Annotated in this window: 13 protein-coding genes; 4 read left to right on the forward strand and 9 right to left on the reverse strand. The window is 47.8% G+C overall.

All coding sequences use genetic code 11. The features are described 5' to 3' along the window. Window positions 1-6: 6 nt before the first annotated feature. A complete protein-coding gene (locus tag ABRS97_RS19720; RefSeq protein WP_367816782.1) occupies window positions 7-1647 on the reverse strand; it encodes a hydroxysqualene dehydroxylase in 1641 nt (546 codons plus the stop codon). A 212-nt stretch (window positions 1648-1859) separates the two neighbouring features. Between ABRS97_RS19720 and ABRS97_RS19725 the strand changes: the two genes are divergently transcribed. Continuing rightward, on the forward strand, window positions 1860-3056 hold the full coding sequence (locus ABRS97_RS19725) for a PASTA domain-containing protein (RefSeq protein ID WP_367816784.1): 1197 nt from the start codon (window positions 1860-1862) through the stop codon (window positions 3054-3056). 136 nt (window positions 3057-3192) lie between these two features. Here the strand turns inward: ABRS97_RS19725 and ABRS97_RS19730 are convergent, their stop codons facing one another. The 3 genes from ABRS97_RS19730 to ABRS97_RS19740 form a co-directional block, all read right to left on the reverse strand. Next, a complete protein-coding gene (locus ABRS97_RS19730) occupies window positions 3193-4524 on the reverse strand; it encodes an LLM class flavin-dependent oxidoreductase (protein WP_367816786.1) in 1332 nt (443 codons plus the stop codon). A gap of 43 nt (window positions 4525-4567) precedes the next feature. Beyond that, window positions 4568-5098, reverse strand: a complete 531-nt coding sequence (locus ABRS97_RS19735; protein WP_367816787.1) for a GNAT family N-acetyltransferase — start codon at window positions 5096-5098, stop codon at window positions 4568-4570. A 202-nt stretch (window positions 5099-5300) separates the two neighbouring features. Further along, the gene (locus tag ABRS97_RS19740; protein WP_367816789.1) at window positions 5301-7067 is read right to left on the reverse strand and encodes a methyl-accepting chemotaxis protein; all 1767 of its coding nucleotides are present in this window, start codon (window positions 7065-7067) and stop codon (window positions 5301-5303) included. Window positions 7068-7257: 190 nt separating this feature from the next. Between ABRS97_RS19740 and ABRS97_RS19745 the strand changes: the two genes are divergently transcribed. Together ABRS97_RS19745 and ABRS97_RS19750 are read left to right on the forward strand one after the other, a co-directional pair. Further along, complete coding sequence (locus ABRS97_RS19745) at window positions 7258-8772, forward strand: sensor histidine kinase (RefSeq protein ID WP_367816791.1); 1515 nt, start codon at window positions 7258-7260, stop codon at window positions 8770-8772. Window positions 8773-8777: 5 nt separating this feature from the next. Then, window positions 8778-9476 (forward strand): response regulator, encoded by a 699-nt coding sequence (locus ABRS97_RS19750; protein WP_367816793.1) that lies wholly within the window; start codon window positions 8778-8780, stop codon window positions 9474-9476. 30 nt (window positions 9477-9506) lie between these two features. Here the strand turns inward: ABRS97_RS19750 and ABRS97_RS19755 are convergent, their stop codons facing one another. Genes ABRS97_RS19755 through ABRS97_RS19770 form a run of 4 tightly spaced genes read right to left on the reverse strand, consistent with a single transcriptional unit; the run spans window position 9507 to window position 13717 of the window. Then, a complete protein-coding gene (locus ABRS97_RS19755; RefSeq protein WP_367816795.1) occupies window positions 9507-10598 on the reverse strand; it encodes an ABC transporter substrate-binding protein in 1092 nt (363 codons plus the stop codon). Between the two features lie 58 nt (window positions 10599-10656). After that, window positions 10657-11484 carry an ABC transporter ATP-binding protein gene (locus tag ABRS97_RS19760; protein ID WP_367816797.1) on the reverse strand — a complete coding sequence of 276 codons (828 nt, stop codon included), beginning with the start codon at window positions 11482-11484 and terminating at the stop codon, window positions 10657-10659. Next, complete coding sequence (locus ABRS97_RS19765; protein ID WP_367816799.1) at window positions 11460-12221, reverse strand: ABC transporter permease; 762 nt, start codon at window positions 12219-12221, stop codon at window positions 11460-11462. Before ABRS97_RS19765 ends, ABRS97_RS19760 begins: the two co-directional genes overlap by 25 nt. Before the next feature lie 35 nt (window positions 12222-12256). Then, window positions 12257-13717: a sulfatase family protein gene (locus ABRS97_RS19770; protein ID WP_367816801.1), complete on the reverse strand. Its 1461-nt coding sequence runs from the start codon at window positions 13715-13717 to the stop codon at window positions 12257-12259. Window positions 13718-13952: 235 nt separating this feature from the next. On the opposite strand from ABRS97_RS19770, the gene ABRS97_RS19775 reads away from it, so the two are divergent. Beyond that, window positions 13953-14381: a cell wall hydrolase gene (locus ABRS97_RS19775; RefSeq protein ID WP_367816803.1), complete on the forward strand. Its 429-nt coding sequence runs from the start codon at window positions 13953-13955 to the stop codon at window positions 14379-14381. A 42-nt stretch (window positions 14382-14423) separates the two neighbouring features. Here ABRS97_RS19775 and ABRS97_RS19780 read toward each other — a convergent pair whose 3' ends face one another. Continuing rightward, on the reverse strand, window positions 14424-14879 hold the full coding sequence (locus ABRS97_RS19780) for an ABA4-like family protein (RefSeq protein WP_367816805.1): 456 nt from the start codon (window positions 14877-14879) through the stop codon (window positions 14424-14426). Window positions 14880-14895 lie beyond the last annotated feature (16 nt).

Consider the following 14895-nt stretch of genomic DNA (forward strand, 5'->3'; position numbering starts at 1 on the left):
GATCCTCTATAGCGGCTTGCCGTCCCAAGGAAGCCCTTGATCGAAGCGGCGTTTGTCATGGTGACGCCAAGGCCACAGCACATCTATTCCTTTTAAATCAAACGTGTACATTTCCCAAATTTCACAGAGCGGCTCTTTGGATTGATCTTTTTCAAGAATGGCGTTAACGGCGCGCCTTGCCGCTTCATTAGCGCCTTCCATTGTCGCCAAATTCGTATTCGTCCTCACGTAGTCCGCTGCCAGGAACAAATTAGGAATAGCCGTGTAAGCGTTCGGGCGATCCTCCCATGTGCCGACTTTATTAATAAGCAGAGGTTCCATATTAACGATTGTATGTGGATTTTCAAAATGAATGTCGGAATCAAGGAACCAGGAATGTAGAACTTCGTCTTCCAGAATCACAGCGCCATCCACATTCAAGCTTTTCTTCATTTGTTCCCAAACTTCTGTTTTAATTTCTTCCGCCGTGCAGTTCATGGCAGGTTTGCCATATAAAATACCTGGAGACTCCCAGTCCGAAATATCTACGGATAGTACGCCTTTTACAGTGCCATCTCCATACTCGCTCAGATTGACGTCCGGCCAGAACTGCTTCTGAGAGACCGATGTGAGCGACCAAGGCGCATCCAAATAAATGACATGACCATTCGTAATCGTGACATCCTCTTTTAAATAATATTGAATACCGTTCATCCAGGCAACGGAATCTTTCAGCTTCACGACCCCAGCCAGCGATGGGTCGGCTTCCAACATAGACGGCGTCACTTTGGTTGCCATCACTTCAACAGGGAATGCAGCGATGAAATAATCGCCTTCTACTTTAAACGTGCGCCCATCTTCCGTAATGGTAGCACTGCGGATAACGCCGTCTGCGCAATCTATACTCTCCACCTTGGCAGACAAATGATAATCGACCCCTTTGCCCCGCAAATAGGTCAGCCATGGATGAATCCATTTGTCATTGGTCGGGCCATTAAGCAGGCGGACGAAGCTTGTGCCTGGCGTTGTAATATCCAGCGTCATCTGAACAGCGACAGGACCAACAGTCTGTGTATTGGCAATCTTGGATTGACAGGCAACGAGCGTTTTCGTAAAGCCGGCAAATATTTTTTGGAATGCCTCTGACTGTTCCTCCGCTTCAATAAACGTCCACCAATCAATGAGATTATACTCATCTTGAATGCGCTGATCACAACTCGTCATCACTTGCCAGAGCTTATCGGCATATTGTTCCATATCCGCAAGACTTAGGCCCAGTCTGCTGTCAAACAGATCCTTCAAGACGATTTTAAGATTTTCAACAGAGAATTCAATCTTGGCCAGCAGCGGCAGGAGCGGTGCCGTAAAGGTTGCTATATCCAGGCGCGTGACTTCCATCAGATTATCATAAACCGTGGCGTCACCGTAAGGGATGCGCTGAAGGGTGTCGATGACATGCCGGTAAAAACGAGGAAACAGCCGGAACCCATGCTCGCCCGGTAGGTCTTTTCTCCCATCTGTACCGCTTCCTTCAAAAGGCATGCTTCTGGCTTTACCTCCCGGAATCGATTTGAACTCATAAACGGCAACTTCGTAACCTCGTTCAATCAACTCATGAGCAGCACTTAAACCTGCTACACCGCCACCCAAAACAACGACTTTTTTCATCAAATTTCTCTCCCCATTTTGCTCCAATATGTAAAATTCAATTTAAAACCATCATAGCATCTAGGTCGTTTGTCGCATAGTCTTGCAAAAAGATTTTGAAAACTTGAAATTTCTTATATACTATTCATAAAGCCTGTTGTACTTAAAACACATCGTATCTCCGAATCATATAAAGATGTGACTATATGAAATAAAGAGAGGGTCGACTTCGGATGGATCAAAGATTAGGTAGACGCTATGTGCCCAAATCGCAAATCTTCTCTTTTCATAACGGAACTATGCACCACGGTGAGGATTTATTTTTAAATAGGAATGTCATTTTCTATACCACAGAGCTTGAAAATGGGCAATCGGGCAAAGACTATCTGCTTCGTCTCCGACAATCCGCCTCTTTCAACCATGAAGGCTTCCTTCATATTCTCGATACCTCGATTGAGGAGCATGCTGTGCTTATCATTCTGCAATTGAAGCCCGGCAAGCTTATGAGAGAGGGCTTGTTAATCAGGAATTGGACATTCGATCGTGTCATCAGCCTCGTTGCCGAGTTGGGGGTATCCTTATTAGATGCGTTAGAAGAACAGATTACAGGGTTTTCCGTAGACGTCGATAATTTGTGGCTCGGGGAGAATGGCCGGCTCTCGGTCATCAACTACTGGGAACAAGGAGAAACACAGGCGCAAGGGGCCCTCGGGCTTTGCCGGCTAGCAATCAAACTGCTCACCGGAGAGTCTGATTTGCCGGGTCCTTTCGAAGCCTTGCATACTCACCTGGAAAGGGCTGCAATCCCAACGGCATCAAATGAACAAAAAGATGCGTTCGTGAAACTGGTCAAACTCGTTGGACAGGGGCAATCGTCCTTATCTACCTTTATTTTCGGATTGAATCAATTGACTTCAACCTATGAGGCGGATGAGGTTCATGCCGAGCAAGCACCCGTTTCACAATCTGCTCATATGGCGGTATCCGCTCCAAACGAGGTCACGCTAAAGAGTAGATCTTTCAATCGAAAAGCCGTTGCAGCCATCACTATCGTGCTAGCGGCAATTATCGTTATCTGGCTTCTCTGGCCTTCCTCCAAGGCAGATCGCCATGTAACGGTGACACCAAGCCAATCCACTAAAGTCGCTGAATCTACCGTTCCTAAGCAAACTCCTGCACAGGTAACAAGTGCGCCCAAGAAGTCGGACACCGACCAGGAGGAGCTCAAAGAAACTGCTGTTCCGAGCCTAGTCGGTATGGCCCAGGAAGATGCAGAGAAGGCAGCTTTAGCTGCTGGGCTCCACTATGAATACCATTTGGAAGCGAATGAACAAGCCAAAGGGACAGTGACCAGGCAAGACCCCGCTGCCGGAACGAAGGGACTGCAAGGCGACAGCGTAACTTTTTGGGTTAGCAAAGGAAGCGAATAGTGCGTACATAAATGCAGAGCGATGGATCAGCGCGCTTAAAACCATGTTCAGATGTATGGAAAAACAAAAGAAAAAATCGCAAAAAAACTCTGTCCCGCTGATTGAGCGGAACAGAGTTTTTCGTTTTCTACCGTGCTTACGGCTGGAGCACCTTGCTATAACGGTTTGCCGGAATGCGCAGGCCGAGATTCTCACGCAGCGTGTCATGCTCATACTCCTCGCGGTAGATGCCGCGAGCTTGCAGGATGGGCACGACAAGATCCACGAAATCGTCCAAACCGCCCGGTAAAGCAGAATGAATGATAAAGCCGTCCGACGCTTTTTCTTCAACCCATTGCTGAATAAGATCGGCCACTTTTTCTGGCGTGCCGATGAATTCCCCTTTTGGCGTAGCGGATTGGAGAGCGACTTGGCGAAGCGTCAGGTTTTGCTCCTTCGCTGTTTGCTTGATTTTGTTCGTCCCGCTTTGGAAACTGTTGCTGCCGAAATCGCCCAAGTCAGGGAATGGCTCATCCAGCGGATGCTGCGAAAAGTCATAGTGCTCGAAAAAGCGTCCCAAGTAGTCGAGCGCACGATCAATCGTCACCAAACTGGCTAATTCCTGGTACTTGCGCTCTGCTTCTTCCTCGGTTCGTCCGACAATTGGCCCAATGCCCGGCAAAATAACGATATCATCTTCGGAGCGGCCATATGCGGCAGCTCTTTGCTTCACATCCGCATAGAAGCTCTTTGCTTCCTCAATCGTTTCATGATGCGTAAATACGGCGTCTGCCGTTTTTGCCGCCAAATTTTTACCAGCCTCTGACGATCCCGCTTGGAAGACGACCGGCTGCCCTTGCTTCGAGCGGGCAATATTGAGCGGTCCTTGCACGGAGAAAAACTCTCCTTTATGGTCTAAACGATGCAATTTCTCAGGATCGAAAAAGACGCCACTCTCCTTATTGCGCACAAATGCATCATCTTCCCACGAATCCCATAGCCCTTTGACTACTTCCAAATGCTCTTCCGCAATGCGGTAACGCTCTGGATGCGTAGGATGAGCGCCTTTGTTGAAATTTTTCGACGAGCCTTCCAGCGGAGATGTAACAACGTTCCATCCCGCGCGTCCGCCGCTAATGTGATCCAATGAAGAGAATTGTCTGGCAACCGTAAACGGCTCGCTATACGACGTAGACAGTGTCCCCACAAGGCCGATTTTCGAAGTCACGGCGCCCAAGGCCGAAAGAATTGTGAGCGGCTCGAACCTATTCAGAAAATGAGGAATCGACTTCTCCGTAATATACAGTCCGTCAGCAATAAAAACGAGGTCAAATTTGCCCGATTCCGCTTTCTGTGCTTGCTGCTTATAAAATTCAATATTCACGCTCGCATCCACAAGCGCATCCGGATGCCGCCATCCAGAAATATTCCCGCCCACCCCATGGATAATAGCACCGAACTTAACTTGTCTCTTTTTACCTTTTGTCATAGGACTTCTCTCCTCATTCTATCTTTTCTATTTTCTCTATATGTTATAAAATAGCTGTTTGTTTCAGATGCAGCTTGTAACTCTTCACCAGCGTTTCTCCATTGTACATATCCTTATCCACCGCGCGTTCAAATCCTAAACGCTCATACAACCGAACTGCAGATGCCATCATATCCGAAGTGTGCAGGTGAAGGAGCTCAGCTCCTAATTCAAGCGAACGCCGCACGCTTTCTTTAATTAAAGCGGTGGCAATCCCTTTGCCGCGCACGCTTGGCGAAACCGATAAAAGCCGGATGATCGGTGTATGAATGTTTAAATCGGACCGTCCGTATGCATCCTCAGACGATACGAACAGGAGCACGCTGCCTACGATCCGTCCATCCAGTTCGGCCACAATTCGGGCTACAGGCCCCTCTTTATCCACGGATGCGCGAATGTTGGCTTCGTATTGTTCCCACCTCGGAGCCGGCAACACGTCTGCATACTGTTCGTAGGCTGCTACCATGAGCCGTTCAATGTCATCGCGATCTTCAACACGAGCGTCACGGATGTGAATCTCGTTTTGTGTAGTCATGATTCGCGCCTCCTGTCCTTCATAATTTCAAACTACTATAATTCCTATAAGATATATAGGATTTAATGTTATAACTGTACACCATGCCCTTAGCAGCGTCTAATTGATGTTTTCTATTCATAAATAGAAGAGTTCTATTCATCGCAAAAAAAGCCGAACACCCGCTAACTAACGGGCATTCGGCTTTCTCGGCCGTGTTATTTTACACAATGATTTGTTGAATAGACTTCCGCATCTCATCGGTAAGGCCGCTTAGCGCGGCTGCTGAATCAGCAATGGCCTGAGCGATCTTCAACTGCTCATGTGTCAGTTTGGAAATATTGTGCGTTCCTGCTGAGGAGGATACGGCAATATCTGCAATGCCAATGACTGAGGCGGCTACTTCTTCGGCTCCTGCCGACAATTGTTCAGTGGATGACGAAATATCATGAATTTGCTCGGATACAAAACGGAACTGATCCACGATATGAATAAAAAATTCCTCCGCTTGCTTGGATAGCGCGGCGCCGGTATGAATTTCCTTCATCCCTTTGTCCATCGCGTCATTGATGCGCAGGGACTCCTTGTGGATGTTTTGGAGCAGCGAGGCAATTTGATGCGCAGAGCCTGAAGCGTTATCCGCAAGCTTGCGAACTTCACCTGCGACAACAGCAAAGCCTGAGCCATGCTCGCCGGCACGCGCCGCTTCAATCGAGGCATTGAGCGCAAGCAGCTTCGTCTGCTCCGCGATATCGGAGATCGCATGAATGGCGACGCCGATTTCATCAGAATGACTGCGCAATAATGCGGCTCGGGAGATCGCCTCATCTGTGGCTGAGGAGATCATCGCAATCTGGCCGTTCATGTTCTCCACAATCGCCTTGCCGGATTCGGCGCTTTGCAGCGCACTTCCGGACGCATCCGACACGGTAAACACGGCTTCCGTAATCCGTTGAATCGTCGTTGCCATCTCTTCCATGGAGCGTGCGCTTTCATTCGTGCTCGATTGCTGTGCGCTCGCCCCTTCAGCTACAGCCTGAACCGATTCATTTACGTTGGCATTCATTTCAAGCAAGTGATGCGCCTCTTTGGTAAATCGATCTGTCGATTCGACGAAGAGATCAGACGTATGTGAAACCTTGGAAACGATGGCTTTGAGGATGCCGTTGATATTACCGGACATCGTTTTCATAGCCTCATATACGGAACCAATCTCATCATTGGAACGGACAGGATGTTCAGCTAATTGTCGATTGGCTGCAAGCAAATCTCCTTTTGCCATACTTTCTGCGCTGGAGACAATCCACTGTAGTGGACGAATCGCTCGTGAGACCAAAATCGTAACCACGCCAAGTCCGACCAGCGTCAAAATCAGCATCAGCATGTAAAGCGGCATATTGCCCTTGATCACGTTGCCTGAGATGCTCTCGGTCACTCCTGCCGCTGTATCAATACCTAGAACAGCGATCGTCTTCCCATCGGCATTTTTCACAGGGGCATACGTCGAAATATACTTACCGTATTTCGGGTTCTCAATGAGCGGCGAACTAGCTGTCTCTCCCTTGAGCAGCGCTTGCACCGCATTCTCCGGGATATCGGTCACCTCATTAATCGGTGAAGCGGAATCCGAGCCTTTGGGCTGCCCATCAATCATAATAAGCGGCTTTCCCGTCTCGTCAATACGAACCAAATACACATATAGCGCGCCAATTTGCGTACGGAATTGATCTAATTCCTTCCGAATGCTCCAGTAGAGTTCATTCTCTTTCTCATCTTTTAGGAATTGTGTCACCTTACTTACATCAAGCTGATCAACATAGCTTTGCGACAGCCTGATCCCATAGCTGGAAATCGCTTCTGACGCCGCCTTTTTGGAGCCGCTTACTTCCATCACAATATAGCCCGCTGACAAGGCAAGAATGACGATCATCACAGTAACGACAATACGGGCTGCAAGTCTTTTTCTTATTCCTAATACCCAACGAAACATCGGAAATCCCCTTTAACCGTAAAATGTATTCGACCACTTTCGACATTATAGACAAAAAATCCTTCTTTTGGACTAGAAATAACGGGTCTAGCAATCATCGATGATCATCTATAGGCGATTGGATGAATCGTCCCATAGAATGACCTTACTATGGTATAATAATTGAACACTTTATGATAGGGTGACACCCATGACGATCCTTCTAATTTTACTTATGATTGCCGCCATCACACTCTTTATTGCCAAGGCGCGAAACCCTTCCGCCTATTGGATGGGCTTCGTTCTGGTAGGCTGGTTTTTGAGCATGTCAGGGTTGATTTTGTTTATTGCCAAATACGGCGGTTTCTACTACCGCGTGAATATTGTTCTGTTTTTCAACGATGCCATTCGCAATCTGCTGTTGAATGCGCCGATCAAAATCGAAGGCATCTCCCGGATGATTACAGCGGGAAGATCCCTTTTTATTTTCTCCTTGATCGGACTGTCCGTCTCTTTCATGTCCTATAAACCGACCAAACGGATATGGAACATTCATGCGCTCAGTTTCCTGCCAGCTCTGGCTAATCTCATTTTCTACGATCCGGTCATTTATAAATGGATGCTGACGGTGATGGATCGTCAACATACCTATGTGATTGGTTGGGTAACTCGCGGTTGGCTTGTACTAGCTGCTTTAGCGGCTATTTACATTCTGATTTGGAAATATAAACGCGTTACGATTCCATGGGTGAAACGGCAAAGTCAGTTTACGATGATGGGTGTCTTCTCACTTGTTTTGTTTTATTTTTACCTCGGCTTTATGGGACCCTTGCAGGTTTTTGATGTGCGGACGTTCTACGTGCTGTACTCAGATTTCTCCAATTTCAACCCGCCGCTAACTCTTGTCGAATGGTATGCGAGCATCGGCTTTACAGGCATCTTGTCTTTAATCAGCATCCTAGCGATCTGGCGATACACTGAGATCGAAATGAAGATGGGCAAAGAGGATTTGATGCTGGACCGAAAGCTCAATACCGCCAATATGGGAGCTCAGGTGTTCACTCATGCTGTGAAGAATCAGTTAATCATGATCCAACTGCTCATTAAGCAAGCCCATCACCAAGCACAGCTTATTCATGCCATGGATGGACAAGCGATTGAAATGCCTCTGACCAAAGCCGATGATATCGTGAATCAAACATTGGGAAGGCTGGATCAGCTGTACAAATCGTTCAAAACAAGCCATCTTCAGTTGAAGCCCCATTCGGTTCAGAAGCTTATTTCTCACACGCTCGAAAGGATGCCGTCAGTCCCGGCACACATCACAATCGGAGCTGAATGGCCTCAGGAAGAGACGATGATTCTGGCTGACCATGACCACATGTCAGAAGTGCTTTACAACCTGTTGATTAATGCAGTTGAAGCTATTGAAGATGACAGGGCAGGCTTCATTGACCTTAAGGTGTACGTAGAGGACAATTGGGTCATTATTAAAATCACCGATACTGGCCAAGGAATTCCAGAGCATCTGCAGGAACAGATCTTTGATCCTTTTTACACGAATAAGAATACAACTAAAAATTGGGGCGTTGGCTTATCATATGTGAAGCACATTGTGCTGGGGCATTATGGACGCATCCATTTGGAGAGTAAACCAGGGAAAGGCAGCACGTTCCAACTGATTATCCCCCTTTATGTGTTAAAAACGGAAACAAAGAAAGGTTGAGTGGCATGACTTCGCGCATTCGCATTATTGTGGCTGAGGATTTGGACGTTCTGAGGGAACACTTCTGTACCCTCATTGATGACGAAGATGATCTGACGATGATCGGACAGGCTTCCAGCGGCAAGGATGTGCTGCGGCTTATAGCTGAGCTGGGGGCTCCCGACATCATCTTAATGGATATTGAAATGGACATGAAGCATGATGGCATTATTACGGCGCAAAAAGTGCTGGAATTGTATCCAAATACGCGTATTATCTTCTTGACGGTACATGAGGATGACGAAACCGTGTTCAGCGCTTTCGAAACTGGCGCCGTTGATTATGTGCTAAAGACGAGCTCCAGTGAAGCGATTATTGGCAGTATTCGTTCAGCGTACAAAGGAAATGTGCAGGTTTGGCCTGAGTTCGCCTACAAAATCAAAAATGAATTCTCACGTATCCGGCGTAATCAGGAAACGCTGCTGAAGGCTACCCTCATTCTTTCACAAATGACGCCATCTGAGCTTGCCATTCTCGATCTGCTGCTCAAAGAATTGAAAATAACAGAAATCGCCAAACAGCGGCAAGTTGAGCTATCCACCATCAAATCGCAAATCAATGTCATTTTGAAAAAATTCAACAAGAAGCGAACCAAAGAAGTCACCGCACTGCTGCGCGAGCTGAATGTGACGCCATTTCTACAAAAAGCAAGAGGAGGGCTATAAGCCCTCCTCTTGCTTTTTATCGATGAATGGTTACGGTTGAACAGCTTTGATCGCCGGTTCTGTTGTCATGAAGTTTTCTGAAGGCACAGCGCTTTGCATTTTGCCGTTAGCAACGAACAGCTTTTGCAAATTGTCGAACCATTTCTTCGCGGAGCCATCCTTGAACACTTCCGCTTGCTTCTTGCTATCGATCCAGTCAATGGAGGTTAACTCCTCTTTCAGACTGTCTTCGGGCACTTGCGTATAAGCGGCCGTCAGTTTAACAGCTTCATCCAGATGAGCGATTTTATAGTCCGTCGTTTTATTCATAGCTTTCATGAATTTCTCAACTAGCTCAGGCTTTTCTTTCAGGAACTTAGCGCTCACAACCCAACTGGACGGAAAGCTGTATTCAGGGAAGAAGCTGCTGTTATCCCCCAATTTGATCATGTTCTCTTTGCCGACCTGCTTTTCAATCTCTGCTGTGTAAGGAGACCAGATCGCAACAGCGTCAACTTTGCCTGCAACATAAGCAGTTACAGCGCCAGCAACATCCATATTGACGATATTCACGTCGCTTGCTTTCAGACCCGCTTTCTCGAGACCCAAATTAAGCACCATTTCTCCGGAAGTTCCTTTTGGAACCCCAACGATTTTACCTTTGAGGTCTTTCCATTCTTTAATGCCGGATTTCTTCGTTGCGTAAACCATATCGGATTTGCCAAGAGAAACAAGACCAATAATGTTGCCTTGACCTTGCGCGGAAAGGAATGTGGCTCCAGGCCCGATGTACGCAATATCTACATCCCCGGAAGCCATCGCTTGAAACTCAGGAGGGCCGCTGAGAAATTTCACCGCGTTTAATTTGACGCCTGCTTCTTTGAAAAATCCTTTCTCTTCTCCGACAGTAATCGGAGCTGCTCCACCCATATTCGGCATATAAGCGAAATTAATGGTTTGCACTTTCTCTTCCGTCTTCGTTGGTGCCGGCGTGCTGACCGCAGAGGAAGCTTGAGCAGCTGGCGATGATGCAGCGGAGCCAGCGCTGGGGCCGCCTGAACCGCAAGCGCCTAGAAGAAGTGTCACGCTGACTAGTGCCGCTGATACAGTAAGCTTAGGAAACGATTTGAAGCTAGTAATCATAGATAAAACCCTCCCTATATCTAATTATATATCTCCAGGCTTTCGCCGGATGAACCTGTTATTTCGATACTTCGAGATATTCACGATACACTTTGGACCAAATTTCATTCTTAATGCTAATGAATCGTTCATCCAGCTTGGTTGACTGATCGCGTGGGTAAGGGATGTCTACATCAATGATTTCTTTAATCCGGCCTGGCCTCGCACTCATAATAATGACGCGCTGCGCCAGAATAACCGCTTCCTCCACATCATGGGTGATGAAGAAGCATGTTTTCTTTTCTTTCTGCCATGTCTTGAGCAGTTCTTCCTGGAGCTGCGCTCTTGTCTGCGCGTCTAAAGCACCGAATGGTTCATCCATGAGCAGCACTTCCGGCTCTACTGCATACGCTCTGGCGATTGCGACACGCTGCTTCATCCCGCCGGACAGCTCCTTCGGATACGCATGAGCAAAATCCTTCAAGCCGACCAGCTCCAAATAGTGTTCGGCCTTCGACTTGCGTTCCTGCTTGCTCAAGCCGCGGAGCTTCAACCCGAACTCGATGTTCTTCAAGACGGTTTTCCAAGGGAACAACGCATACTGCTGGAACACGACACCACGTTCCTTACCAGGGCCCTTCACTTCCACACCATCGACCTGAACAGAGCCGGAAGTCGCTTCCTCTAAACCGCCGATAATGTTCAGCAGCGTCGTTTTGCCACAGCCACTGGGACCGACGACGCAGACGAATTCATTTTGCATAATGGAGAGGTCGGTGTTCTGAAGGGCGATGGTGTCGCCATTACGTCCTTTGTACACCTTAGAAAGCCCGCGAATTTCTATCTTGCTGGAAGCCGCTCCACGCTGCATCCGCGTACCTTCTACCCTTGCCGCAGTTCCTGCCATCCTGTCAGCCTCCTCTCCAGAAATAGAACGAATTTATCCATTGCAAGTCCGATGACCCCAATGATGATAATACCGAGAATAACAACATCCATCCGGAAATACAAACTTGCTTCCATAATCATATTGCCAAGACCTTTGTTCGCCCCTGTCAGCTCAGCGGCAACCAGTGTCGTCCATGCTGCGGCAAGTCCAAGTCTGACACCAACGAGAATATAGGGAAAGGAAGCAGGAACAATAACTTCCATGAAAATATGTTTATCCTTGGCGCCAAGCACTCGCGCAGCGCGGATTAGTGTAGGATCAACGTTGCGAACCCCTTGGAAAATCGAGATCACCATGACGAGAAACGTTGCCACGAAAATGACGCTGATTTTAGCAGATTCCCCTACACCCTGTGAGACAATAACAAGAGGGATTAAGGCAATCGGTGGAATGGTACGAAAAAATTGAATCCATGGATCAACAATCGCACGAACAATGGCATACCAAGCCATCAAAAAGGCGACCGGGATCGCTACAATCAAGCCGAGCGAGAAACCGCCAATGACACGCAGCAAGCTTGCCCAAACATTGGTTAACATACGGCCGCTGAAGGCTTCGACCTGCAACGCTTTTAACACCTTGATGGGTGATGCAATAATCGCTCCGACTGCCGGGATGGCAGAGAGCAGGTACCATACGATAAGTCCGAGGACGATCGAGATCACCGTCAGCAACCAGCTAGGGACTTTTTTCATGTGATCAGGCTCCTTCTTCGTTTATTTCAGTTCCCCTAACCGTCGTATGCGGGCTGCAGCGCTTCACTTTTATACTTGCTTCTGATGATGCCCGCTTCTTCGTTCCAACCGGCCTTCTCCAGTCGGAGCACCCAATCTTCGGCTTTCAAATATTTCCATGGCCCGGTTTCCAGCACTTTTTGCATCGGATCTACTTTATAGCCCGGCTTACGCGCTTGTTCATGCTGCCAAGCTGCGAGACGGTGATCCATCTCCTTGACGATGTCCGGATAGTCGGCCGCCACATTACGCGTTTGGTTCGGATCGTTCTTCATGTCGTACAAAGTCACTTCATCAAAGTGCAAGTACAAGCCTGGGTGATAGGTACGGATAAAATACCAATCCTCGTCACGCACAGCACGCTGGCACACATACAGCGCATGATCCATGACCAGGTAATCCCGGCCTTGCCAATGTTCACCCTTCAGTGCTGGCAGGAACGATTGACCGTCCCAACCGGATGGAACCTTCAATCCGACCATATCGGTAATTGTCGCAATGACATCGACATTGTAAACAAATCCATCTACGACTTCACCAGGCTGTGTGACGCCGGGAACTTTCATGATGAGCGGGATATGATGAACGGCCTCCGTCGCGCTTGCATGCTCAATATAGATGCCCTGCTCTCCTAGCGATTCTGCATGGTCAGCACTGATGATGAAGCATACCTCATCTTCAATACCAAGCTCGCGCAGCGTATCTAGAAGTTCGCCCACATGCTTGTCCATGTAGCTGATGCCGCCGTCGTAGCCGTCAACTGCATGCTTGAAATCGTCGCGATTCGCGATTTGCCCCGGCATGGTGGCTGGATACTTATTTCCCCAATGAAGGAATGTTGCCGAACGCGGGAAGCTGTCCTTCTGTTGGCTGGCAATCATCGCCTCATCCGGGAATGCCTTAACAGGCTCGTCTTTCCACTGCTCCATGTATTCGATTGGGTAAGTGTAGAACGTATGCGGGTCCCAGTATTGAATGTGCAGGAAATAGTTCTCATCCTTGCCGTGCTGCTTCAGCCAAGGAATGACGGAAGCGTTTACTTCATCGGCATTTTCATTGCCTTCCTTCAACGTATGTGTATGTACCTCATTCCAGCCGGCGAAATACCACCAGGCATGGTGCCTGTCACCGAATGTGGAGAAGGTAACCGTTTTATAGCCCGCATTGCGTAAATGTCTCGTAAAGAAAGGAACTTCTTCGCTGTGTCCGTCTCCATCCGGATATTGAAACTCACCGCCGGGCCCCCAATGTGTCAATGCGCCATGATGAATGCCAAAGCGGCCAGACATAAAGCTCGCTCTTGATGGCACACAAGGAGACGAAGCTGTATAGCAGCTGTTAAATCTCATTCCGCTGGATGCAATCTTATCGATATTCGGCGTTGTTTTCCGGTTATAGCCGTAACAGCTCATATGGTCCGGGCGAAGCGAATCGATATCCAAGTAAATCATTCTCATAATTCGTACCTCCTGGCTGCTATGTAAAGTTATCGTGAAGATGATTCTATTGTATTTATAATTTTCAGACTTTATAAGGTTGAACATTTTTCAACCTTTTTTCTTTACTCACGTTGGAGATCATTGTCAGAGGAGAACGAAACAGGAATGGCTACGACATTTTTCAAATAGACAATCACCTAATGCTGTAATCCAAATATATTGTTGATAGTACACATCTAACTGAGGTGAAAATATGGCTGTTGTAAAAGCAAGGGAGCAGGATATTAATATGCTAGCCCGTTTGCTTCGAGCGGAAGCAGAAGGCGAAGGGGAAAGAGGCATGCAGCTTGTCGGCAATGTAGGGATCAATCGAATTAGAGCCAACTGCTCAGACTTCAAGGGCATTCGTACGATTCCGCAAATGATCAACCAACCACATGCCTTTGAAGCGCTGCTGCATGCGCCTTATTATCAAAACGCAAGAGAGAGGGAAAGACGATTAGCACGCAAGGCTGTTAATGGGGAACGTTATTGGCCTGCAGAATTTAGCTTGTGGTATTTTAGACCAAAGGGCGACTGTCCGCCTACTTGGTATAATCAACCTTTAGTCGCGCGTTATAAGCTGCATTGCTTCTATCAGCCAACTTCCAAAGAATGTGAAAATATTTTCAATACGTATTAAAAAAAATGAGCCTCTCGGCTCATTTTTTTACTTTTAGATAACTCAACGTTTAGTCCCAATAGGGGGAACCGCTTTGGAATCTTTCCTAATCGCTCGCAGCCCAAGATAGCACAGGAACCCAAGCGGACCAAACATGAGGATGAAAAATAAGAGCACCGACTGCACGGGCAGGGGGACGTATCGATGCTGCATATTATCTCGGTAGACGTAATGACCAATCGCTTGGTCGAAGCAGAGGATATGCAGCCAGACAAGCAGGGCAAAGTCCGGACTGGCCAACAGCCGAATGACCCCCGCCGCCGATCCAAAATCTTGGACAAAACCAAACCCCGAGCCTGCTATCGCCGTGATGATTCCAACTGCATAAAGCACCGCGAGGAATATCGGGAATATCGCCGTGTTAGCCAGGAATTGCGTCAACCGCCACTTGGGCAGCAGGATCATAAGCAACCAGAACGGCGTTGCGATACTGGCAAGAGCAAACAATTGTACAAACATAGGCGAAATTCTCCTC

The organism is Paenibacillus tabacirhizosphaerae (genome assembly GCF_040812395.1).
In the GTDB taxonomy this organism is placed as follows: domain Bacteria; phylum Bacillota; class Bacilli; order Paenibacillales; family NBRC-103111; genus Paenibacillus_E.